The organism is Stella humosa (genome assembly GCF_006738645.1).
In the GTDB taxonomy this organism is placed as follows: Bacteria; Pseudomonadota; Alphaproteobacteria; order ATCC43930; family Allostellaceae; genus Allostella; species Allostella humosa.
This window is the reverse complement of record NZ_AP019700.1, coordinates 1,099,474-1,122,275: the sequence shown is the minus strand read 5'-3', so window position 1 is coordinate 1,122,275 and position 22,802 is coordinate 1,099,474. Positions and strand designations below refer to the sequence as shown.

22 protein-coding genes and 1 pseudogene are annotated in these 22,802 nt (G+C 71.1%); 17 read left to right on the top strand and 6 right to left on the bottom strand.

Features of this window, described 5'->3' with window-relative positions:
• Positions 1-128 precede the first annotated feature (128 nt).
• The 6 genes from STVA_RS05360 (at position 129) to spt (ending at position 7,083) form a co-directional block, all read left to right on the top strand.
• The gene (locus STVA_RS05360) at positions 129-1,229 is read left to right on the top strand and encodes an HPP family protein (RefSeq protein WP_123689613.1); all 1,101 of its coding nucleotides are present in this window, start codon (positions 129-131) and stop codon (positions 1,227-1,229) included.
• Positions 1,230-1,347: 118 nt separating this feature from the next.
• On the top strand, positions 1,348-2,730 hold the full coding sequence (locus STVA_RS05355) for a lipopolysaccharide biosynthesis protein (RefSeq protein ID WP_123689614.1): 1,383 nt from the start codon (positions 1,348-1,350) through the stop codon (positions 2,728-2,730).
• Between the two features lie 58 nt (positions 2,731-2,788).
• On the top strand, positions 2,789-4,531 hold the full coding sequence (locus tag STVA_RS05350) for a fatty acyl-AMP ligase (protein WP_123689615.1): 1,743 nt from the start codon (positions 2,789-2,791) through the stop codon (positions 4,529-4,531).
• Between the two features lies 1 nt (position 4,532).
• Positions 4,533-5,489: an NAD-dependent epimerase/dehydratase family protein gene (locus STVA_RS05345; protein ID WP_123689616.1), complete on the top strand. Its 957-nt coding sequence runs from the start codon at positions 4,533-4,535 to the stop codon at positions 5,487-5,489.
• Between the two features lie 128 nt (positions 5,490-5,617).
• Positions 5,618-5,866 (top strand): acyl carrier protein, encoded by a 249-nt coding sequence (locus tag STVA_RS05340; protein ID WP_123689617.1) that lies wholly within the window; start codon positions 5,618-5,620, stop codon positions 5,864-5,866.
• Entirely contained in the window at positions 5,866-7,083 is a 1,218-nt protein-coding gene (gene spt / locus STVA_RS05335; protein WP_420822813.1) for a serine palmitoyltransferase, read from the top strand. The genes STVA_RS05340 and spt overlap by 1 nt, the downstream gene beginning before the upstream one ends.
• 6 nt (positions 7,084-7,089) lie before the next feature.
• Here the strand turns inward: spt and STVA_RS05330 are convergent, their stop codons facing one another.
• The 3 genes from STVA_RS05330 to STVA_RS05320 are packed head-to-tail and all read right to left on the bottom strand — an operon-like array spanning position 7,090 to position 10,126.
• Positions 7,090-8,022 carry a hypothetical protein gene (locus STVA_RS05330; protein ID WP_123689618.1) on the bottom strand — a complete coding sequence of 311 codons (933 nt, stop codon included), beginning with the start codon at positions 8,020-8,022 and terminating at the stop codon, positions 7,090-7,092.
• Positions 8,019-8,972, bottom strand: a complete 954-nt coding sequence (locus STVA_RS05325; RefSeq protein WP_123689619.1) for a diacylglycerol/lipid kinase family protein — start codon at positions 8,970-8,972, stop codon at positions 8,019-8,021. Before STVA_RS05325 ends, STVA_RS05330 begins: the two co-directional genes overlap by 4 nt.
• Positions 8,969-10,126: a CDP-alcohol phosphatidyltransferase family protein gene (locus tag STVA_RS05320; RefSeq protein WP_123689620.1), complete on the bottom strand. Its 1,158-nt coding sequence runs from the start codon at positions 10,124-10,126 to the stop codon at positions 8,969-8,971. Before STVA_RS05320 ends, STVA_RS05325 begins: the two co-directional genes overlap by 4 nt.
• A 99-nt stretch (positions 10,127-10,225) precedes the next feature.
• Here STVA_RS05320 and STVA_RS05315 point away from each other — a divergent pair, with 99 nt between their 5' ends.
• The gene (locus tag STVA_RS05315) at positions 10,226-11,149 is read left to right on the top strand and encodes a metallophosphoesterase family protein (protein ID WP_123689621.1); all 924 of its coding nucleotides are present in this window, start codon (positions 10,226-10,228) and stop codon (positions 11,147-11,149) included.
• Here the strand turns inward: STVA_RS05315 and STVA_RS05310 are convergent.
• Entirely contained in the window at positions 11,139-11,621 is a 483-nt protein-coding gene (locus tag STVA_RS05310) for a DUF2141 domain-containing protein (protein WP_170216449.1), read from the bottom strand. The two genes, STVA_RS05315 and STVA_RS05310, sit on opposite strands and share 11 nt — an antisense overlap.
• Before the next feature lie 77 nt (positions 11,622-11,698).
• Between STVA_RS05310 and STVA_RS05305 the strand changes: the two genes are divergently transcribed.
• The 5 genes from STVA_RS05305 to STVA_RS05285 are packed head-to-tail and all read left to right on the top strand — an operon-like array spanning position 11,699 to position 16,458.
• Positions 11,699-12,142 carry an HIT family protein gene (locus STVA_RS05305; protein ID WP_123689623.1) on the top strand — a complete coding sequence of 148 codons (444 nt, stop codon included), beginning with the start codon at positions 11,699-11,701 and terminating at the stop codon, positions 12,140-12,142.
• Between the two features lie 19 nt (positions 12,143-12,161).
• Complete coding sequence (locus STVA_RS05300) at positions 12,162-13,463, top strand: LptF/LptG family permease (protein ID WP_170216450.1); 1,302 nt, start codon at positions 12,162-12,164, stop codon at positions 13,461-13,463.
• Positions 13,460-14,530 (top strand): LPS export ABC transporter permease LptG, encoded by a 1,071-nt coding sequence (gene lptG, locus STVA_RS05295; protein ID WP_123689625.1) that lies wholly within the window; start codon positions 13,460-13,462, stop codon positions 14,528-14,530. Before STVA_RS05300 ends, lptG begins: the two co-directional genes overlap by 4 nt.
• An 18-nt stretch (positions 14,531-14,548) precedes the next feature.
• The gene (locus STVA_RS05290) at positions 14,549-15,682 is read left to right on the top strand and encodes a dATP pyrophosphohydrolase (RefSeq protein WP_123689626.1); all 1,134 of its coding nucleotides are present in this window, start codon (positions 14,549-14,551) and stop codon (positions 15,680-15,682) included.
• A 50-nt stretch (positions 15,683-15,732) separates the two neighbouring features.
• Positions 15,733-16,458 (top strand): NTP transferase domain-containing protein, encoded by a 726-nt coding sequence (locus STVA_RS05285; RefSeq protein WP_245978304.1) that lies wholly within the window; start codon positions 15,733-15,735, stop codon positions 16,456-16,458.
• 1 nt (position 16,459) lies between these two features.
• Here the strand turns inward: STVA_RS05285 and STVA_RS05280 are convergent, their stop codons facing one another.
• Positions 16,460-17,224 (bottom strand): phosphocholine cytidylyltransferase family protein, encoded by a 765-nt coding sequence (locus STVA_RS05280; RefSeq protein WP_123689628.1) that lies wholly within the window; start codon positions 17,222-17,224, stop codon positions 16,460-16,462.
• A gap of 187 nt (positions 17,225-17,411) precedes the next feature.
• Between STVA_RS05280 and STVA_RS05275 the strand changes: the two genes are divergently transcribed.
• Complete coding sequence (locus STVA_RS05275; protein ID WP_123689629.1) at positions 17,412-18,593, top strand: hypothetical protein; 1,182 nt, start codon at positions 17,412-17,414, stop codon at positions 18,591-18,593.
• Positions 18,594-18,663: 70 nt separating this feature from the next.
• A complete protein-coding gene (locus STVA_RS05270; RefSeq protein WP_123689630.1) occupies positions 18,664-18,897 on the top strand; it encodes a hypothetical protein in 234 nt (77 codons plus the stop codon).
• A gap of 18 nt (positions 18,898-18,915) precedes the next feature.
• Here the strand turns inward: STVA_RS05270 and STVA_RS05265 are convergent, their stop codons facing one another.
• On the bottom strand, positions 18,916-19,470 hold the full coding sequence (locus STVA_RS05265; protein ID WP_123689631.1) for an NADPH-dependent FMN reductase: 555 nt from the start codon (positions 19,468-19,470) through the stop codon (positions 18,916-18,918).
• A 241-nt stretch (positions 19,471-19,711) separates the two neighbouring features.
• Here STVA_RS05265 and STVA_RS05260 point away from each other — a divergent pair, with 241 nt between their 5' ends.
• The 3 genes and pseudogenes from STVA_RS05260 to STVA_RS05250 all read left to right on the top strand — a co-directional run bounded on the left by STVA_RS05260 (position 19,712) and on the right by STVA_RS05250 (position 22,779).
• Positions 19,712-19,999: a co-chaperone GroES gene (locus tag STVA_RS05260; protein ID WP_123689898.1), complete on the top strand. Its 288-nt coding sequence runs from the start codon at positions 19,712-19,714 to the stop codon at positions 19,997-19,999.
• Positions 20,000-20,048: 49 nt separating this feature from the next.
• Positions 20,049-21,569, top strand: a pseudogene (groL, locus tag STVA_RS05255) (chaperonin GroEL); the annotation flags it as partial.
• Positions 21,570-21,759: 190 nt separating this feature from the next.
• On the top strand, positions 21,760-22,779 hold the full coding sequence (locus STVA_RS05250; RefSeq protein ID WP_170221594.1) for an amidase family protein: 1,020 nt from the start codon (positions 21,760-21,762) through the stop codon (positions 22,777-22,779).
• Positions 22,780-22,802: the final 23 nt, after the last annotated feature.

Genomic DNA, 22,802 nt, shown 5'->3' with positions numbered 1-22,802 from the left:
GTCTCTCCCCAAGGACGCGCGGCGGGCGCCGTTGCCGACATTGCCCCCGCGGGAAATCCGCAGCGCCCCGACCGATAGAAAATATACGGCCCGCCCGGCGGCGATTGCCGCTATATGGCGCCGCCATCATGCCCTTCCCATCCAAGCTGTTCGTGCCGATCCTGGCCGGCGCCACGCTGCGCGACCGCGTCGTCGCCTGTGCCGGCGCGCTGGCGGGCATCGGGCTGACGGGGCTGCTGTCGGCCCTGCTGCTCGGCCACGGCGCCGCATCGCCCCTGCTGGTGGCACCAATGGGCGCATCGGCGGTGCTGCTGTTCGCGGTGCCGGCGAGCCCCCTGGCCCAGCCCTGGTCGATCGTCGGCGGCAATGTCGTCTCGGCCCTGGTCGGGGTCGCGGTCGGGCGGCTGCTGCCGGATCCGATGCTGGCGGCGGGCGTGGCCGTGGCCCTGGCGATCGGGGCGATGTCGCTCGCCCGCTGCCTGCACCCGCCGGGCGGGGCGGCGGCGCTGACCGCGATCCTGGGCGGGCCGGCGGTCACCGATGCCGGGTTCCTCTTCCCCCTCGTGCCGGTCGGCCTCAACGCCCTGGTGCTGGTCGCCTTCGGCTGGCTGTTCCACAAGCTGGCGCGGCGGTCCTATCCCCATGTCGCCGCGTCCCCACCCGCCAGCGCGCACGGCACCCGCGACGCCCCGCCCCAGGCCCGCATGGGCCTCCAGGCCGGCGACATCGACGGGGCGCTGGCCGACCTGGGCGAAACCTTCGACATCGATCGTGCCGACCTGGCCCGGCTGCTGCGGCAGGCCGAGCTGCGGGCACTCCGGCGGGCATCGGGCGATCTCGCCACCGCCGATATCATGTCGCGTGATGTTATCGCGGTGCGTGAGGATGCCGACCCGGCCACCGCGCGGACCCTGCTGCTGAAGCACGGCGTGCGCACCCTGCCGGTGGTGGACGGCACCGATCGCGTCGTCGGCACGGTCGGCCTGCGCGAGCTGTTCGGCCCCGGCGCCCGCGTCGGCGAGGTGATGTCGGACGGCCCGACGATCGGTCCCACCCAGCCGGCCGGCCTGCTGGTCGCCGCCCTGACGGACGGGCGGACGCATGCCGTCACGGTCGTCGACGGCGAGCGCCGGATTCTCGGCATCGTCACCCAGACCGACCTGCTGGCGGCACTGGCGCGCAACGCCGCCGCGGCCGGGCCAGTGACGGCCAGCCGGGCGGCCGCCTGACGGCCGGCGATCGCCTCCCTATCGCCCGGCCCCAAGGCAGGGCATATCTGTCGGGCTGCATGGCACAGACGGGATGCCACCATGACCGCCACGGTAGGCCCGCCTCGGGTCCGACTGCATGACTGACGAGCCCGCCACAGCCGGCGCGCCGAGCCTGGCGGTCGCGCGGCGCGGCATGCTGCGGGGCGTGCTGGCCAATGCCTCGGTCCTGCTGGCGGGCAAGTCGGTGGGCGCAGTGCTGAGCCTGGCCTACATGGCCCTGGCCGCGCGCACGCTGGGCATCGAGCAGTTCGGCGTGCTGATCCTGATCCACGCCTTTGCCCAGACCGTGAGCGAGATCAGCAAGTTTCAGTCCTGGCAGGCCATCATCCATTACGGCACCGTGCCCTTGCGCGAGGGCCGGCTGGGCGATTTCCGCCGGCTGCTGCGCTTCAGCCTGCGGCTGGACCTCTACAGCGCCATCGCCGGCATGCTGCTCGGCGTCGCCGGCGCCGCCTGGCTGGGGCCGTGGCTGGGCTGGACGCCCGCCGCCGTGCCGGCCGCCATGCTCTATACCACCTCGGTCGCCTTCATGGTGGCCGCCACGCCGACCGGCGTGCTGCGCCTCGTCGACCGATTCGACCTGATGGCCGTCCAGGGCAATGTCGCCTCCCTCGTGCGCCTGGTCGGGGCCGGATTTGCCTTTGTGCTGGGCGGCGACCTGCTGGTCTTCCTGGCGGTATGGTACGGGGCATCCCTGCTGAGCTGCGCCACGCTCTTCGGCTGCGCCTGGCAGCAGCTCGGCCGGCGCGGCTGGCTTGCCGCCATGCCGGCCGGCGGCCCCCGCGGGGCCGCCGGCTTTCCCGGCCTGTGGAAGTTCGTCTGGACCACCAACCTCAACAGCACGCTCAATATCGGCTTCAAGCAACTGACGGTGCTGATGATCGGCGCCATGCTGGGCGCGCGCGAGGCGGCCCTCTTCCGTGTCGCCCGGCAGGTCGGCGACGCCATCGCCAAGCCCGCCCGCCTGCTGGTGCCAGCCCTCTATCCCGAACTGGCCGACCTGTGGGCCAGCCGCAAGCTGGGCGACCTGCGCCGGCTCGTCTTCCAGGTGGGCGTGATCGCCGCCGTCGTCGCCCTGGTCCTGGTATCGGCCGTGCTGCTGACGGCGGCACCCGCGCTGCGGCTGGTGATGGGGCCGGAGTTCGAGGCGGGTGCGGCGATCATGGTCTGGGTGGTGGCGGCGGCCGCCGTCGGCGTTGCCGCCCTGCCCTTCGAACCGCTGCTGATCTCGGTCGGCGAGGCGTCGGCCGCCCTCGTCATCCGCGCCGTCACCATCGCGCTCTACCTGCCGGCCGCGCTGTTCCTGGTGGACCGCTACGGGCTGACGGGCGCGGGCGCGGGCATTCTGGGCGGCGCTCTGCTATTGTTCGCCTGCCAGTTCGCAGCCGTGCTGCGCTGGCATCACGGCCAGTCGGGGGGCGGCCGGGGGCGGCCGCGTGCCGCCGGGCCGGGCGAATAGCCCCCGGGCAATCCGCGATTCACTATTGGTTCGCGCGTAATTCTAGTATCAGGCGCCGATGATCCTTCCCACCCCGACCGCCAGCGGGCTTGCCTGCCAGCGCACAGCCAGCTTCGAGACCATCCAGGAAGCCCTGGAATATGCCGCCGGCGGCAGATCGGGGCTGAACTTCTATTCCGGCCGCGGCCAGCTCGTGGAAACCCTGCCCTATGCCCAACTCCGGGCGGACGCGATCGACCTTGCCCGCACGCTGCTGGCGGCAGGGCTGGCGCCGGGAGAGCGGGTGGCCCTGGTCGCCGAGACCGACGGCGACTTCGTTCGCGCCTTCTTCGCCTGCCTGCATGCGGGCCTGATCCCGGTGCCGCTGCCGCTGCCGACGACGGTCGGCGGCAAGGACGGCTACATCGCCAACCTGCGCCGCATGACGCAATCGGCCGGCGCGGTGGCAGCCCTGGGTCCGGCGTCGCTCGATGGCTGGCTGCGCCTGGCCGTGGACGGGCTGCCGATGAAGCTGCTGGGCACCGTGGCCGAATTGCGGGCGGCCGGCGGCCAGGGCCCGGGCCTGCCCGCGGCCGACCCGGAAGCCCTGCTCTACCTGCAATTCTCATCCGGCAGCACGCGCTTCCCGCTCGGCATCTCGGTCACCCAGCGCGCGCTGATGGCCAACGCGCGCGCGATCAGCGCCCATGGGCTGCGGACGACGGCGGACGACCGCTGCGTTTCGTGGCTGCCGTTCTATCACGACATGGGACTGGTCGGCTTCCTGCTGGCGCCGATGCTGACGCAGCTTTCCGTCGACCTGCTGCCGACGCGCGAGTTCGCCCGCCGGCCGCTGCTGTGGCTCGACCTGATCGGCCGCAATGGCGGCACCATCTCCTACAGCCCGACCTTCGGCTACGAGTTGTGCGCCAGGCGGGCCGAGACCGCCTCCATCGAAAACCTCGACCTCGGCCGCTGGCGGGTCGCCGGCGTGGGCGGCGATATGATCCGGCCGGCCCGCTTGCAGGCTTTCTCCGATACGTTCGCCGCGCGCGGCTTCGGCGCCCGCGCCTTCCTGGCCAGCTACGGCATGGCCGAGGCGACGCTGGCGCTGAGCTTCGCCCCGCTCGACCGGGGCCTCGTCACCGAGCGCGTCGACACCGACCGGCTGGAGCGCGACGGGTCGGCCGCCACGCCCGCCGCCGATGCCCCCCGCGCGCGCGATTTCGTGCGCTGCGGCCCGGTCCTGCCCGGCCACGCCATGGAAGTGCGCGGCCCCGGCGGCGCGGTGCTGCCGGAGCGGCAGGTCGGCCGCATCTTCGCCCGCGGCCCCAGCCTGATGGATGCCTATTTCGACCGACCGGACGAGACCCTGCTGGTCATGTCGGCGGACGGCTGGCTCGATACCGGCGACCTCGGCTTCATGGCCGATGGCGAGATCGTCATCACCGGGCGGGCCAAGGACCTGATCCTGATCAACGGCCGCAACGTCTGGCCGCAGGACCTGGAATGGACGATCGAGACCGAGATCGCCCTGCTCCGCACGGGCGACGTCGTCGCCTTCGCGCTCGACACGGCAGCGGAGGAACAGGTGGTCGTGCTGGTGCAGTGCCGACCCGTCGACCAGGCCGAGCGCGCCGCGCTGCAGGAGGAGATCGTCCGCCTTATCCGCGCGCGCCACAGCATCGAGGTGTCGGTCACGCTGGTGCCGCCCCGCAGCCTGCCGCAGACCTCGTCGGGCAAGCTGAGCCGGGCGCAGGCGCGCGAGATCTATCGCAGCGGCGCCTTCACCCCGGCCGAGGCCGCGCGCGCGGCCGTCTGAAATGGACAGGGCCCGGCCAGTCGCCGCGGTCACGGGCGCCACGGGGTTTCTCGGCCGGCCGCTGGTGCAGGCACTCGACGCCTGCGGCTACCAGGTGCGCATCCTGGCCCGCCGCGACCCGGTGGACGCCCGCTGGCAAGACCTGGCGCTGGAGGTGGTGCCGGGCGGCCTGGGCGATGCCGGGGCGCTGGCGCGGCTGGTGTCGGGTGCCGCGGTCATCGTCCATGCCGCGGGCCTGGTGAAGGCCGGCCGCGACCAGGACCTTTTCGCCGTCAACCGCGACGGGACCGCTCGGCTGGCGGACGCCGTGCGCCGGCATGGCGCAACGGCGCGCCTGGTGCTGGTTTCCAGCCTGGCCGCCCGGGCGCCGCACCTGTCGGCCTACGCCGCCAGCAAGGCCGCGGGCGAGGCCGCGGTGATCGCGGCGCTGCCGCCGGACCAATGGTTGATCCTGCGCCCGACCGCGATCTATGGGCCAGGCGACCGCGAGCTGCTGCCCTTCTTCCAGATCGCCCGCCGCGGCCTGATGCCGATGCTGGGCCGGCCCGAAGCCCGGTTGACCCTGCTGCATGTCGAGGACGCCGCCGCCATGATCGCCAGCCTGGCCGGCGATGCCCCGCCCGGCCGGATCCACGCCCTGGCCGATGGCCGGCCCGAAGGATATGGCTGGACGGATGTGGCGGCCGCGATGGGCGCCGCCCTCGGCCGGCCGCTGCGGCGATTGCCCATACCGGTGCCGGCGCTCGCCCTGCTCGCGCTCGGCGTTAGTGCCATCGCCCGCGCCACCGGCCGGCCGGCGGCGATGTCGCCCGCCAAGATCCGCGAGATCGCCCATCCCGACTGGAGCATCGGCGCGGACGAGCTGCCCCCCGCTGGAATGACTATTGCGAAGACGCAGTTGACCGAGGGATTCCGGCAAACCGTTGAGTGGTATCGAGTTAAGAACTTACTGTATTGAAGTAATGCGTAATCTTCCGTGAACCATTACCATGTTGCAATCCGCGGGCGCTTCTGTGAACCTAATATGAGCGCCTTGGCGTGTGGCAGGCAGCCGTTTCCTCGCGAAGAGTACCCAGGACCGTTTGAATGCAGTCTATAGAAGCACTAGAGGAACGGATCATCGCCGAGCTCCGATCGGTCGTCGAACAGAACATCCCGATCAGCAAGACTACAGACATCTCCAGGGACCTAGGACTGGATTCGTTGACCATCATGAACTTCGTGATGAAGCTTGAGGACGCCTTCGATATTTCCATTCCCTTGGAAATGTTGCCGGAGATCCAGACCGTCGCCGACCTTGCCCGCACGATCCAAGACATTCAATCGAAGGCCTGATGATGGCGATCCTCGAGAAGTTCGCTCACCTGCGCGGCGCATACCAGGAGTTGAGAAGCCAGGGCAGCGACCCGTTCGCCGTCCGCTTCGACCGCATCCTGTCCCCGACCGAAGGCCTGCGCGGCAGCAAGCGCACCATTCTCTTCGGCACGAACAACTATCTGGGCCTGACCTTCGACGCGTCCTGCATCGAGGCCGGGATCGACCAGTTGCAGCAGTCCGGCACCGGCACCACGGGCTCGCGCATCGCCAACGGCAGCTATGACGGCCACACCCGGCTGGAGCGCGAGTTGGCCGACTATTACGGTCGCGCCCATGGCATGGTGTTCACCACCGGCTACCAGGCGAACCTGGGCATCATCTCGACGCTGGTCGCCAAGGGCGACTACCTGATCATCGACGCCGACAGCCACGCCAGCATCTATGACGGCGCGCGGCTGGGCACGGCCCAGGTCATCCGCTTCCGCCACAATGACCCCGAGGACCTGCGCAAGCGGCTGGCCCGCCTGCCCGCCACCGGCAGCAAGCTGATCGTGGTCGAGGGCATCTATTCCATGCTGGGCGACGCCGCGCCCTTGCGCGAGATCGCGGCGGTCAAAGCCGAGGCCGGCGCCTATCTGCTGGTCGACGAGGCGCACTCGCTGGGCGTGCTGGGCCAGAAGGGCCGCGGCCTGGCCGAGGCGGCCGGCGTCGAGGACGAGGTCGACTTCATCGTCGGCACCTTCTCCAAGACGCTGGGCACGATCGGCGGCTTCTGCGTCTCCGACCTTGAGGATTTCGACGTCCTGCGGGTCGCCTGCCGGCCCTATATGTTCACGGCCTCGCTGCCGCCGTCGCTGGTTGCCTCCACCTTGCAGGCGCTGAAGCGGCTGCGCACGGACCCCGGCCTGCGGGCACGGCTGCGCGCCAATTCCCGCCGCTTCCATGCGGGCCTGGAGCAGCTTGGCTTCCGCCTCGGCTCCGAGCCGAGCCCGATCGTGGCCGTGATCCAGGAAGACCGCGACCTCGCGGTCGCCTTCTGGAACCGGCTGCTGGAGAGCGGGCTCTACGTCAACCTGGCGCTGCCGCCGGCGACGCCGAACGGCTCGGCGATTCTGCGCTGCAGCGTCAGCGCTGCCCATTCCACGCAGCAGATCGACACGGCCATCGCCATGTTCGCGGCCGTGGGCGAGGAACTGGGCGTGCTGGCCCCGCAGCCGATGGCTGCCACCGGCTGAGGCCGGCTACCGCACCACGCCCCGGCGCCACAACCGGAACAGCAGGAACGGGCCTGCCAGCACGGGGTGGCGAAGCTGCCACGGCGTGAGCGCCAGCCGGGTCCCGGTGTGGCGCTCGATCTTCCAGGCCAGGTAGTGGCCGCCATCGACGAAGGTGAAGGCGGCCTTCGTCAGCCGCAGGATGTTCAGCACCTTGCCGACCCGCACCCGCCGGCCCCAGGCCAGTGCGGCGGCACGGCGGTCGACATCGGGGATCAGCGGCGAGATCGTGCCGTCCGGGTGCTCGACCGTGGCGATCCCGGCCCGGTCCCAGGCCGGCGCCAGCAGCCGCTGGTAGCGATCGGGCGCGCTGCCGACGATCAGGTCCGAGCGCCCTGCCCCCTCCACCCGCAGTTCGGCCCGGTAGGTGTTGGCGAATAGCGCACGCCAGTATACCAGCGGCCCGCCCGCCAGCGGGCCCAGCAGGGCCGCCCACCGCGCCGCGGTGACGATCGCATCGCCGATCGCGGCAGACACCCGCCCCCGCGTCGCCTCGTCGCGGCAATAGGGCAGTGCGGCGGGCTGGGCGAAACGGGCCCAGATCGTGCTATCCGCCCCGGCGAAACCGGCCGCGCGCGCGAACTGGTCGACCCCCATCACCGCCACCTTGGCGCGGACCATGCGGCCCTCGTGGGCGACCTCGGCATAGCTGACATTGGGCGGCAGCAGGCGGTTGGCGGTCGCGCGCCAGCGGCTGCCGTGCCAGTCGGCCAGCGAATCCACCAGGACGTAGAAATCGAGCAGGCCGTCCATGTCCCCGTCGCGGAGGGCAGCGCCGTAGAAGAGGACGGCCGCGACGCTGGGCGAACGATCGGCCAGATGGCGGGCAAGGGCGATGGCGGGCGCCGGCACCGGGCGCGACAGTTCCCGGCCGACGAGGCGATCCAATGGGTCGATCATGGCACGACGAATCCGAATTCAGGGCCGGCCTGGATGACGATCCGGCCATCGACGCCCGCCGCGAAGGCCTCGCCGTCGAGGATGAAGGGCCGGTCCAGGGTTAGGGCCAGGCTGTCGGCCCGGCCACTGCGATAATCTGTCGCCATCCAGGGCGCCGGGCGGCCGCGCAGGACGCGCCACAGGGCCGTGCCCAGGCGCTCCGGCTCGGCTGCGACGTCGAGGAAGCGGACAGCCCCCCGCCCGCCGCCCCAGAATGGCCAGAGCCCCAGCATCAGCCGGTCGAGCGTGGTGGCGAGGAAAATGAGGCGATCGCCCGCCGGCTGGGCGGCCCCGTCGACGGCAACGGCCATCGGCTCCCCTGCCGTCCAGGCCGGCTGCGTCCCGAACAGGGCGCGGCGCAACGACCAGGCGATGGTCAGCAGGACGGCCGGCTTGCGGGCGACGCCGCTGCGCCCCATCGCCGCCTGCGCCACGCCGACGGCGCGGGTGAAGGCTGCCGCTCCCAGGAAGAGCCCGTTGACCGGCGGGCGCGACCCATCCGGCCAGGATACGGTCAGCACCGGGCGCCGGCGCACGATGTCGGCCAGCTTGCGCCGGCGCGCCAGCTCGGCCAACCGCTTCAGCCCGGCCGGGCCGCGCCCGCCGGTGCCGATGGCGGCCGCCACCAGGTTGGTGCGGCCGGATGCCAGGATGGCCACGGCCGGCAGGTCGTCGCCATAGGCTGCGGGCAACTGGGTCAGCACCTCGCGCACCGTGCCGTCCCCCCCGTCGATGACGACGATGCCGACCCCCTGGCGCGCAAAATCGGCCAGGTCGCGCCGCAGTTCGTCGGCCGTGGCCGGTGCGGCGAAGCGCACGCCCAGCGCATCGGCCGCGCGCTGGCGCGAGCCGGCCACCGCCGACCGGTTGCGGCCGCTGCGCGGGTTGTGCACGAGCCCCAGCCGCGTCATTGCGACAGCCAGGACTCCAGCGGGCCGCGGCGGCGGGCGAACCAGCCCTGGACGATCTGCGCGGCATGAACCGCCAGCGACAGCGCCGTCCACACCGCCACCGCCAGGATGCCGAGGTCGGGCCGGCCGAAGATCATGGCGACGGTCAGCAGGATCAGGTTGGGGTTGCGCCGGGCCGTGATCAGCCGGAAGCGACTATCGAAGCGCCGCCAGATATGCATCTGCATACCGAATGCGGTGATGAAGACCGCCTCGCCGATGCGTTGCAGCACATAGCCGCCCGCGATCACCGCCAGCACCAGGTCGAACTGTGCCAGGGGCATGCCGACATGGGCCAGCCCGACCATCCAGGCCCACCACCAGAAGGGCGGGTGGATGAGGTCTATGCCATGGTCGAAGATGTTGCCGAACTTGCTGGAAGTGAGCGTGACCCGGGCCAGCTTGCCGTCGACCGTGTCGAGGAAGGTCATCGGCCAAGCCGCCGCCAGCCCCCACCAGAAATAACCTTTCCAGAACAGCGCGAAGGCCGCGAACACCAGCAGCAGGCTGACCGCCGTCACCTGGTTGGGCGTGATGCCGGCGACCGCGCACCACTTGGTCACCATCTGGGCCGGCCGCGGCCAGACATACTTGGTGACCAGGTCGGTCACGCCCTTGTAGGAGCCCGCGAACATGCGCCGTTCGATCGCCGGCAGACCGGCCTCGGTCAGCCGCAGCAGATAGGGCGGCTGGCGCTTGCGCAGCGCCTGGTCGTAGGCGCCGGCCAGTTCGGCCGAGTTGACCCGGCGCAGGGCGGCCGCGCCCGTGCGCGCGGCCGCGGCGCCGGTCGTCAGGGCCTGCAACGCCTCCCCGGCCTGGCCGGCGGTGGCATGGGCCGCCACCGCCTGGCCGCTGTCGGCCACCAGCAGCGTGCCCGGCTGCTTCACCAGGCGCTGGATCAGCACGTCGTCGAACACCCAGTCCGCGCGCACCAGGATCACCGGCCCGGCGGGATCGCCACCCTGCTCGGGCGCCACCTCGCGCACGCCCGCGCGTGCCAGCGACCGCCGCAGCCGCTCGGCCGAGGTGATGCCCCAGAGCAGCACCGGGCCGGCGCCGATGATCCGCGCCGGCGGGGGTGCCCCCGCCGTCCCCGTCGCTCCCCCGACTGCCATCCTGTCCACCCCGTCCATGTCGAAGCCCGGCAGGATGCCGGGATCGTGTAGGCTTGTCCAAACCGCCCGTCATCCACCCGCGCCCGAAAGCCGCCCGGTTTGCCCAGCCTGACCATCGCCCACTTCTCGGACATCCACCTGGCGCTGCCGGAAGGCCGGCCGGCGCTGGGCCATCTCCTGTCCAAGCGGTTGCTGAGCTACATCTCCTGGCGGCGTTCGCGCCATCGGATTCATCGCCGCACCGTCGTCGATGCGCTGCTGGCCGATGTCCGCGCCCATGCACCCGATCATGTCGCCGTCACCGGCGACCTCGTCAACCTGTCCCTGCCGGCCGAATTCGCCGCCGCCCGGCAGTGGCTGGAAACGGTGGGGCCGCCCGGCCGCGTCACCGTGGTGCCCGGCAACCACGACGCCCTGGTGCCGGTCCCCTGGGCCGACGGGCTGGGTCGCTGGCAGGAATGGATGCAGGGCGACGATGCCCCGCCCGGCCCCGACGCCTTTCCCTTCGTGCGGGTGCGCGGCCAGGTCGCCCTGGTCGGCGTGCGCTCCGCCGTGCCGACCGCTCCCCTGCTGGCGACCGGCCACATCGGCCAAACGCAGGCCGACCGCCTGTCCGCCATCCTCGACGATCTCGGTCGCCGCGGCCTCTTCCGCATCCTGCTGGTCCATCATCCGGTCCACCGGGCCGGCGAATCGCGGCGCAAGGCGCTGGACGATGGGGAGCGGCTGACCGCCGTCATCGCCCGCAGCGGGATCGAGCTGCTGCTGCACGGCCATGGCCATGTCGGCCGCCTGGATTCGCTGGTGGGACCGGCCGCCCCGATCGCGTCGCTCGGCTGCTCGTCGGCCTCCGCCCTGCCGTCCCATCACGGCGAGGCGGCGCGCTGGCACCTCCTCACCATCACCAGAACGGACCGCGGCTGGGAAGCCAACGTCGTCGTCCGCCGCCTCGACGGTACAGGCACGGGCTTTGCGACCGTCGGCCGCTACCGCCTGGACATCCCGGCGCCGCTCAATATTTGAGGTGGATGGTCAGCTTGTTGTCGCCGACCCTGGCCGCGAAGCGCGCCTGCTCCAGCGTCGGCAGGCCCAGCGTGGCCGGCGCATCGTTGGAGAAGCCATAGCCCTCGGTCGGCAGCCCCACCATGCTGCGACCGAACTTCCGGTCGCCATCCTCGTCGTGATAGACGGCGGCCGCATAGTTGCCGGGGGCGGGCACGGCAACGCAGCCGGTCGTCACCGGCTTGGCCGCCGGCACCCGGATGCGCGCGATCCGTCCGCGCGGCGACAGGAAGCGCGCGGCATCGTCGGGATAGATGGTGATGGTCAGTTCGCCCGCCGCCGCCCGCACCCCCTTGACGGTGATGTGCAGGCGGGTTTCATCAGGCTTGCCTTCGCAGGCCTTCTGGGCCGATGCAGTAGCGGTTCCACCGGCCAATGCCAGGGCGGCCAAACCGGCCACCGCCCAACCGCGACCCGACCATGCTGCCTTCATCTTGTGCCGATCCTGGGGTGTTCGATAACAATGCTCGCCCGCCCGAGCCGGCGCCGACATAACCGCCAGGAAGCCCCATGTCCAACGCCACCATGACGAAGTTCGGTTTTCCGCGGACGCTGGTCGCCGAGACGGCCCACTGGACGGTGCTGGTCCGGCCGCAGCAGGTGACTCTGGGCTCGCTGGTGCTTGTCTGCAAGGAGCCCGTGACGGCCTTCGGCGCCGCCAGCCCCGCCGCCTTCGCCGACCTGCAGCCGGTGATCGCCGGGGTGGAGCGGATGCTGAAGGGGTTCGTCGACTATGAGCGCATCAACTACCTGATGCTGATGATGGTCGACCCCGACGTGCATTTCCACGTCATCCCCCGCCATCCGGGCACGCGCGAGCGGGACGGCGTCGCCTATGCCGATGCCGGTTGGCCCGGCCCGCCCAACCTGGGCAGCGGCGTGGCGCTGGACGAGGCCGGCCAGGCCGCCCTCGCCCAACACCTGCGCCAGCTTTGGTCGTCCGCCAACGCCTGACGCCAAGGATAGAACGACAGTGGCATGGCGTCGGCCCCGGTTCCTGCCGCGGCTGATCGACCGCTATCTCCTGGCCGAGGCGGCCCGTCCGCTCGCGGTGTCGCTGGGCGTCGTGCTGACCGCCCTACTGCTGGAACGGCTGCTGCGTCTCTTCAACCTGCTGGCCCATTCGAGCGGCGCGCTCGAGTCGGTGGTCGAGCTGCTGCTGAACCTCATCCCGCACTATCTGGGACTGGCCCTGCCGGCCGCCTTCTTCATCAGCATCTTCTTCGTCATCGCCCGGCTCAGCGAGGAAAGCGAGTTGGAGGCGATGCTGTCGGCCGGCTTGTCGATCGCCCGCATCGCCGCCCCGCTGCTCTGGGTCGGCGTCGTGCTGTCGCTCTTCAGCATGGCCCTGTTCGGCTTCATGCAGCCCTACAGCCGCTACGCCTATCGTGCGGTCCTGCATGCCGCGGTCAATGCCGGGTGGGACGCGCGGGTCGAACCCAGCAGCTTCGTCAAGGCAGCCAAGGGCTTCACCGTCACCGCCGACCGCGCCGATGACAGCGGCACCTACCTGGAGGGGGTCTTCGCCCAGCGCATCGTCGACGGCATCGAGGAGGTCTTCACCGCCGAGAGCGGCCGGCTGGCCCTGGTCGACGGCGGCCAGCGCCTGGTCCTGCGGCTGAAGAACGGCCAGCACTGGCGCCAGCCACCGGCAGCCGCCCTGGCCGGCGTCGCCCACCCGCAGGCCCCCCGCGCCGCGGCAGAGCGGCCGAGCCTGGTCCAGTTCACCGACCTGACGCTCAACACCGACTTCAATCCCGACGCCCCGCCCTATCGCACGCGCGGCGACAGCGAGCGCGAGCTGACCATGATCGAGCTGTGGCAGGCGATGCACCAGCCGGCAGCCGAGCGGAAGCCCGGCGCGGCGGGCCCCATGCCCCGGCGCCGGCTGGCGGCGGAGTTCCACACCCGCATCGTGCGCGCCCTGTCGCTGCCGCTGCTGCCGTTGCTGGCGATCCCGCTCGGCATGGCGGCCAAGCGCGGGCGGCGCGGGTCCGGCCTCGTCATGGCGGCCGTCATCCTCGTCCTCTACCACCATGGGATCCAGCTCGGGCAGAGCCTGGCCACGACCGGCCGGCTGCCGCCGGTGCCGGCCGTGTGGGTGCCGTTCACCCTGTTCACGATCCTCTGCCTGTGGCTCTTCCGCAGCAGCCAGGCGCGGCCCGGCCAGAACAGCTTCACCTGGCTGGTGGAGCGCATCGAGCTGGGCCTGATGGCCATTCGCGGGCTGTTCCGGCGCCGCCGCACCCCGGCGGCGGGACCGGGCGCACAATGACCGGCCGCCTCGCGCGCTATGTCGGCCGCCTGTTCCTGGCGCGCACCGTGGGCGCGGTGCTGGTCTTCGCCGCCCTGATGCAGGTGCTGGACCTGCTCGATGCCGCGACCGAGGTGATGGAGCGGGGTAAGGGGGCATGGGGCATCGGCTACTATGCCCTGCTGCGGCTGCCGGTGATCCTGGAGCAGACCTTTCCGCTGGGCGTGCTGGTGGGCGGGCTCCTGACCTTCGCCACGCTGGCCCGCAACAACGAGATCGTCGTCCTGCGCATGGCCGGCCTGCCGGTCTTTCGCCTCGTCCTGGGGCTGCTGCCGCCGGTGCTGGCGATCGCCGGGCTGCATTTCGCCATCGCCGACCAGGTGGTGCCGCGGTTCGAGCGGCGTCTGGCGATCTGGTGGGAGCGCGAGCCGACCGAGGAGCAGCGCCAGCCCAAGGCGATGTGGGTGCGCGCCGACGGCGACCTGGTTGCGATCGACCGGATCAGCCAGGCCGGCACCCGGGCCGAGGGGGTGCGCATCTATCGTCGGGGCGCCCGCGAGCAACTGGAAGTGCGCATCTTCGCCCCCCAGGCCGTGCTGGAGAACGGCCGCTGGCGCCTTCTGGGAGCGACCGAATCGACGGTGGTCGACGGCCGCATCACGCCGTCGGAGCCGGCCGACCGGACGTGGGAAACCAGGCTCACCCCGTCCGACCTGATCCAGCTTACCCTGCCCTTCGGCCATGTCTCGGCCGGTGCTGCCCGCAGCGCGCTGACCGGCGACCAGGCGACTGCGCGGGCGCCGGCCTATTACGAGATGCGCCTGCAGCGCGCCTTCGCCGAGCCCTTGTCGGCGCTGGTCATGCTGCTGCTGGCGACGCCGGCTGCGACCGCCAACCGCCGGGCCGGCCAGGCCGGGCGCCGGCTGCTGATCGGCCTCGGCCTCGGCATGCTGTTCCTGCTGGTGGACGGCATCCTGGTGGCGCTGGGCGAGGCCGGGCGGCTGCCGCCCGAGCTGGCGGCGTGGGCGGCCCTGGGCTTCTTCGGCAGCATCGGCGCCTTCGTCCTGCTGCAACTCGATGCCCAGTGAAGGCCCGGTGAAGATCCCATGACGATCGAAATGGTCCCCGTCGAGGGCAAGGCGATGATGGAGCGGTTCATCCGCCTCCCCTACCGCCTCAATCGCGGCGACCCGGCCTGGGTCCCGCCGCTGCTGATGGAGCGGCGCGAGGCGCTGAGCGCCAGGCACAACCCCTTCTTTGCCCATGCCGAGGTCCAGTTCTGGATCGCCCGGCGCGACGGCCGGGACGTGGGCCGCATCAGCGCCCAGATCGACCGGCGGATCGCCGCCCAGGACGGCCACAGGGTCGGCCATTTCGGGCTGGTCGCCGGCGAGGACGACCCGGCCGTCTTCGCCGCCCTGATGCGGACGGCCGAGGACTGGCTGCGCCAGCGCGGCATCGGCCGCGTGCTGGGGCCGTTCAACCTGTCGATCAACGAGGAGGCGGGCCTTCTGGTCGACGGGTTCGACACCCCGCCGATGCTGCTGATGGGCCACGACCCGCGCCATGTCGCCGGGCACCTCGAGCAGCAGGGCTATGCCAAGGCCAAGGACCTGCTGGCCTATATCTATGACTGCCGGCGGCCGCTGCCGGCCGCCCTGACCAGCCGGCTGCTGCGTCCCCTGCCGGCCAACATGCGCCTGCGCCAGGTCGACATGCGCCGTTTCGACCAGGAGGTCCGCACCCTGGCCGACATCTTCAACGATGCCTGGTCGGACAATTGGGGCTTCCTGCCGCTCGGCGAGGCCGAGGCGGCGCATCTCGGCAAGTCCATGCGCCCGCTGGTCGATCGCCGCCTGATCTGGTTTGCCGAGATCGACGGCGAGGCGGCCGGCTTCATCGTCGGCCTGCCCAACCTGAACGCCGCCATCGCCGACCTTGACGGCCGGCTGCTGCCGCTGGGCTGGGCCCGGCTGCTGTGGCGCCTGAAGGTGCGCAACCCCACCTCGGCCCGGGTACCGTTGATGGGCGTGCGGCGACGCTACGTCCAGGGCATGCTGGGCGGCCTGATGCCGTTCCTGCTGATCGCCGAGCTGCGGCGCGAGGGCATGGCGCTGGGCTATCGCCAGATCGAGCTGTCCTGGATCCTGGAGGACAACCAGCCGATGCGCCGGATCAACGCCGCGCTGGGCGGCGACGCCTACAAGACCTATCGCATCTACGGCAAGGACCTGGCGTGACGCCGGTCACCGCCCTCGTTCTGGCCGGATCCCGTGGGCCCAGTGACCCGATGGCCGTGGCCGCAGGCGTGGAGCACAAGGCGCTGATCCCGGCCGGCGGCGTGCCGATGCTGGTGCGCGTTGTCCGGGCGCTGGAGGCGACGCCGGGGGTGGGCCGGATCGTCGTCTGCATCGAGGATGCCGCCATCGCCCGGCAACTGCCCGAGATCGCAGCCGCGGCCGACGCCGGCCGCCTCGCCTTCCTGCCGGCCGCCGGCAGCCCAAGCCTCAGCGTGGCGGCCGCCCTGGCCGAACTCGGCACGCCGCTGCTGGTAACGACGGCCGACCATGCCCTACTGCGACCGGAATGGGTCACCCATTTCCTGGACCACCTTCCGCCCGGCACCGATGTGGTGGCCGCGGTTGCCCGCGCCGACGCGGTGATGGCGGCTGCGCCCGGGACCAGGCGCACCTTCCTGCGCTTTGCCGACGGCGCGGTCTCGGGCTGCAACCTGTTCTGCATGGCCACCCCGGCCGCCAAGGGCGCCGTGGCCTTGTGGCGGGAGGTGGAAATCCACCGCAAGCGGCCGCTGCGCATGGTGCGCCTGCTGGGACCGATGGCCCTGCTGCGCTTCGCGCTGGGCCGGCTGACGTTGGCGGCGGCCCTCCAGCGCTTCGGGCGCATCGCCCATGTGCGGGCGGCCGTGGTGACTCTGCCGTTCGGCGAGGCCGCCGTCGACGTCGACAAGCCCGACGACCTGACGCTGGCGGAAACCCTGCTGCGACGCCGCGGCTAGGTCAGCCTGCCTGGGCGACTATCCCGTTGCCCGGGGCGAGCCAGCCCGCGACCATGCGGGCGGCCTTCTCGACATCGGCCGGGAAGTCGATCTCGGCCCAGTCCAGCCCCTCGATCGTGCGCGCCTCGACCCGCGTGCCGGCGGCCGCGATACGGTCGATGACCGAGAGATACCAGAGCTTGAGGCCGGTGCCGCCCCGCATCAGCCCCTCGATCTCGGCCACGAATCGGGCGCCACCCTCAGCGGTGAACCGCAGGAAACCGATCGATTCGCCGCCGACGCGCTCGGCCGGCAGGGTCTTGCCGATCGCCGTCAGACGCCAGCCATCCAGCTCGACCTTCATGTCGTCGGCGTCGTAGGCGGCCTTGCGGTCGATCGTCACGGTGATCGGGGCCGTCGCCGGCTCCAACAGGCGGCGGGCGATCGCCGGCTCGAACATCGTGTCGCCGTTGAGGATCAGGTAGTCGCCCGTCATCTCGCCGCGCGCGATCCAGCAGCTCGCCAGGTTGTCGGCCACGGCATAGAAGGGATTGTGCAGCGTGCGCACGCTGAGGCCCGGCAGATCGAGCCCGGCCAGCAGCGCCTCGATCAGGTCGGCGCCGAAGCCGGTGACGACCACCGCGTCGGCCACCCCGGCCGCCGCCAGCCCGCGCAGCTGCCATTCCAGGACGGTGATGCCGGCCAGCTCGACCAGGCATTTCGGGCGGAACTCGGTCAGCGGCAGCAGGCGGCGGCCCTGCCCGGCCGCAAGGATGATCGCCTTCACGGGCAAGTCCGGGAAATGCTGGACACTAGGATGGCCTTCCGACTGGCATGGGTTCCGGATCCCTCAAAGGCACCAGGCTCTCGCGCCCCTCCACCCGGCAGGCGAAAGCCCATATGATGCGGCCGCCTCTCCGCCGAAGCCGGCGATGCCGCACCGCCACATACCACATTCCGGACGCCGAATCCCCGTGTCGCTGAAGCCCGTGTCGCCGCACCCTGCCGCCGGCCGGCCGCCCCTGCGGGTGGCATTCCTGTTCAACGCGCAGTTCCACCAAGTGCTGCACGGGCTGCCGATCGCCCAGGCGATGGCGGCCGGGCACGGCGATGTCGAGGTGTCGGTGCTGGCGCCGACCATGGCCCATTTCGACTTCATCCGCCGCTACCTGCCGCCCGAGGCAGCCGCCCGCCTGCGCTTCGTCGACCTCCGCCAGCCCGCGTGGCTGCGCCTCTATCGCGCGCTGTCGGGCAACGTCACCGCCGGCAAGCGGGCGACGCTGGCCCACAACCGCGCCCTGCTGGCCGGATTCGATGCGCTGGTGACGCCCGAACGCACCAGCGCCTATGTCCGCCAGCTCGACCTGCCGGGGCTGAAGCTGGTGCATACCGGCCATGGCGCCGGCGACCGCGAGCGCAGCTTCAACCCGGAAATCCGCAAGTACGACTTCGTCCTGCTGTCGGGCGGCAAGTACGAGACCTACCTGCTGGACCACGGCCTGGTGCGGCCCGGGCACTATGCGGTCGTGGGTTATCCCAAGTTCGACCTGCTGCTCGACCGGCCGTCCGCCTCGGGGCGCCTGTTCGCCAACGAGCGGCCGACCATCCTTTACGCGCCCCATTTCGACCCCCGCGTCTCATCCTGGCCGGTGCTGGGGCGCCCCTTGCTGGAACTCGCCCTCGGCACGCCCGCCTGGAACCTGATCTTCGCCCCCCATGTCCGCCTGTTCGACCCGGTGCGGCTATCCAAGCGCCTGGCCTTCCGGCGTTTCGCGCGGGCCGGTAACATCCATGTCGATCTCGGCAGCGACCGCTCGGTCGACATGACCTATGCCAATGCGGCCGACATCTATGCGGGCGACGTCAGCAGCCAGCTCTACGAGTTCATCGCCCGGCCACGGCCCTGCATCTTCCTCAACGCCCACCGCGTCGCCTGGCAGGACAACCCCTTCTATCTGGGCTGGCGCTGCGGCCCGGTGATCGACGAGATCGGGCAGTTCCCGGCCGCCCTGCGCACCGTGCTGGAGCAGCCGGACACCGGCCTGGCCGAGCAGCGGGCGCTGTTCGCCCACACCTTCGATCTCGACCAGCGCCCGTCGTCGGCGCGCGCGGCCGATGCCATCGTCGGGTTCCTGCGCCAGGACGGCCGCCGCTAGACCCTGTACGCGCAGACGGCGATCCGGCTACACAGCACCCAGTCGCTCCAGGAACCAGGGACGGTTCGGCATGTATCGGGCAACCTTCGCGGCGATCCTGCTGGCGGCCGCCGCAGCCGGCTCCGCCGCCGCCACGCCGCAGGCGGCCGCGGTCGCCGCCGCCGGCCAGGCGGCTGGGATCGAGCTGGCGTCACGCACCTCGACCCGGTCGGCGGTCAGGGCGGCCGCCTGCACCACCGAGCAGGACAATTTCCGCCGCAAGCGCAAGAAGGGCTTCTGCAAGAGCAAGAAGAAGCCCGACTGAGCGGTCGGAGGATCGTCGTCAGCCGCCCTCCACGAAGGCGACGAAGCCGGCCATGAACTGCGCCAGCCGGCCGCGCATCGGTTCGTCGACCAGGGCGCCGCCGGCATCGAAAAGCTTGCCCGCCTGGGCCGCCATCAGCCGCCCGCCATGCCAGGGCCGGGTGCCCAGCGTGCGCAGCACGGGCAGCCAGTCGTTCTGCGCCAGGATGGTGCCGAAGCCGCCGGGCGAGGCGCCGATCACCGCCACCGGGCGACCGCCGAACACCCGGCCGATGTCGCTGGCCGGGCGCGAGGCCCAGTCGATGGCGTTCTTGAACACGCCCGGAATGCCGTTGTTGTACTCCGGCGTCACCAGCAGCAGCCCGTCGGCGCCGGTGATCGCCGCCTTGAATGCGGTGACGGCCGCCGGGATGCCGTCGGCCGCCTCCAGGTCGCCGTCATAGAGGGGGATGCCGGCGATCGTCGCGATCTCCAAGGTCGAGCCCGCCGGCATCACCTCCCGTGCCGCTGCCAGCAGCCCGGCATTGAAGGAACCCCGTCGCAGGCTTCCCGAGACTCCCACCAGCTTCGCCATCGTCACGCTCCCCATCGCCGCTTCGCCCGGATCCTATCGCAGCGCCGACGATCGGGCGATCGCCCGGCAACCGCAAAATCCTGCCAAATAATTCTCGGCGCTCCGGCAAAATATCGCGCGATATATACTTTCCGGACATTCGGCCGGAACCTTGTATAGATTGCCGATCGTCCGCATCTACCGGACGTGGCGCGAGTGAAATCGCCGCCAATAAATCGATCTTCTTCGAAGGATGGTCCTCTTGAATTTTCGCCCGCTGCAAGACCGCGTCGTCGTCCGCCGTATCGAAGCCGAATCCACGTCGCCGGGCGGGATCATCATCCCCGACACGGCCAAGGAGAAGCCGCAGGAGGGCGAGGTGATGGCGGTCGGTCCCGGCGCGCGCGATGCCCAGGGCACGGTGCAGGCCCCCGACCTCGGCGTCGGTGACCGCATCCTGTTCGGCAAGTGGTCGGGTTCCGAGGTGCGGCTCGAAGGGGTCGACTACCTCGTGATGAAGGAAAGCGACGTCATCGGCATCGTCGCCTGATTTTTTGCAGCCTGCTGGCCTCCCCAATCCATTCAAGGGAAACAAGACCATGTCCGCCAAAGATGTGAAGTTCAGCGCCGACGCGCGCGAGAAGATGCTGCGCGGCGTCGATATCCTGGCCCGCGCCGTGAAGGTCACGCTGGGTCCGAAGGGGCGCAACGTCGTTCTCGACAAGTCCTGGGGCTCGCCGCGGATCACCAAGGACGGCGTCACCGTCGCCAAGGAGATCGAGCTCGCCGACAAGTTCGAGAACATGGGCGCCCAGCTCGTCCGCGAGGTCGCGACCAAGACCAACGACCTGGCCGGCGACGGCACCACGACCGCGATCGTCCTGGCCCACGCCATCGTCAAGGAAGGTGCCAAGGCGATCAGCGCCGGCCTCAACCCGATGGACGTGAAGCGCGGCATCGACCTGGCGGTGGCCGCCGTGGTCGAGGAGATCGCCAAGCGCGCCCAGAAGATCTCGACCAACGACGAGATCGCCCAGGTCGGCACCATCTCGGCCAATGGCGAGGTCGAGATCGGCCAGATGATCGCCAAGGCGATGAAGAAGGTCGGCAACGAGGGCGTGATCACGGCAGAGGAAGCCAAGGGCTTCGAGACCGAGCTCGAGATCGTCGAGGGCATGCAGTTCGACCGCGGCTACATCTCGCCCTACTTCGTCACCAACGCCGAGAAGATGACGGTCGAACTCGAGAACCCCTACATCCTGCTCTACGAGAAGAAGCTGCCGAACCTGCAGGCCTTCCTGCCGCTGCTGGAGGCCGTCGTCCAGGCCGGCCAGCCGCTGCTGATCGTGGCCGAGGACGTGGACGGCGAATCGCTGGCGACGCTGGTCGTCAACAAGCTGCGCGGCGGCCTCAAGGTCGCGGCCGTGAAGGCGCCCGGCTTCGGCGACCGCCGCAAGGCGATGCTGGAGGACCTGGCCATCCTGTCCGGCGGGCAGCTCATCAGCGAGGATCTCGGCATCAAGCTCGAGACGGTGACGCTCGACATGCTGGGCCGCGCCAAGCAGGTGATCATCAACAAGGAGACGACCACCCTGGTCGGCGGCAGCGGCACCAAGAAGGCGATCCAGGGCCGCATCACCCAGCTTAAGTCGCAGATCGAGGAGACCACCTCGGACTACGACAAGGAGAAGCTGCAGGAGCGGCTGGCCAAGCTGGCCGGCGGCGTCGCGGTGATCCGCGTCGGCGGGGCGAGCGAGATCGAGGTGAAGGAGCGCAAGGACCGCGTCGACGACGCGCTGCATGCGACCCGTGCGGCGGTCGAGGAGGGCATCGTCGCCGGCGGCGGCGTCACCCTGCTCTATGCCAGCCGCGTCATCGACAAGCTGAAGCCCGAGAATGCGGACCAGAAGGTCGGCACCGACATCGTCCGCCGCGCCCTCCAGGCGCCGGTGCGGCAGATCGTCGAGAATGCCGGCTATGACGGCGCGGTCGTCGCCGGCAAGCTGCTGGAGAGCAAGGACCACAACTGGGGCTACGATGCCCAGAAGGGCGAGTACACCGCCATGATCAAGGCGGGCATCCTCGACCCGGCCAAGGTGGTGCGCGTCGGTGCCGCCTCCGATCGCCGCCTGGGTCAACACCGAGCGGCCCGCCGAAGGCGCCGGCCCAGTCGCGGCGGCCTGCCGCGCAGCGCCCCCGCCTGCCATGCGCCTGACGCTGCATGCGCCGGGCTACGGCGTGCCGGTGACGATCCTCTTCGGCTGGTCGACGCGCTCCCGCCTGCGGCGACGCCGCGGGTGCGCCTGTGCGGTGCTGGGCAAGACGACCACGACCGAGTTCGGCCATAAGGCGTCCGGCGTGTCGCCCCTGACCGGGGTGACGCGCAACCCGCTCGACCCGGCCTGGAGTTCGGGCGGATCGTCCTGCGGGGCGGCGGTGGCGACGGCGGCGGGCCTGGCGCCGCTCAACCTCGGCAGCGACGCCGCCGGCTCCATCCGCATCCCGTCCGCCTTCTGCGGCATCCACGGCCACAAGCCGAGCGGTGGCCTTGTCCCGGCCTATCCGCCCAGCGCCTTCGGCCATGCCGCCGTGCTCGGCCCGATGACCCGCACGGTGGCCGACGGCCGGCTGATGCTGCGGGTGATGGCGCGCCCGAACGGCCAGCGCATGGCCGGCGACACCCAGCCGTCCGAGGCCCGCCACCTGCGCCTGGTGGCCGCGACCGGCGTCAACGACTGCGTGGCCAGGGGCGAGGTGCTGGACCGCTTCGAGGCGGGCCTGGCCACCCTGGCCGCGGCCGGCGCGCGGATCGAGCGGCAGGACATCCGCATCGACCAGTTGCTACCCCGCTTCCTGTCGCTGTGGCACGTCTTTGTGGCGACCGCCGGCCGCCTGATCCCCGACCACGACATGGACCGGATGGAGCCGACCATGGCGGCGATGATCCGCCAGGGCCGCACCATCGGCGCCATCGAGTTCAATGCCGCCACCGTCTTCTTCGCCGAGGTCGCGGCCATGCTGGATGGCCTGATCGGCGAGGCCGACGCCCTGCTGCTGCCGACCCTGCCCTTCGGCCCGTTCGGTGCCGCCGAGGAGCATCCGGGCACGCCGCCGGCCGAGGGCTGGCTCGCCTGGGGCCAGACCTGCTGGCTCTTCAACGCCACGATGATGCCGGCCAGCAGCGTGCCCTATGCCCGCCTGGCCGACGGCCGGCCGCTGGGCCTGCAGGTCGTCGGCCACCGCTGGTCGGACGCGCGCGGCTGGTCGGACGAACGGGTGCTGGCCGTGGCGGAGATCGCCGCGCGGCTGCTGCCGTTCCCCGGCCGCTGAGGCGGACGCCGTTACGTCCCTCG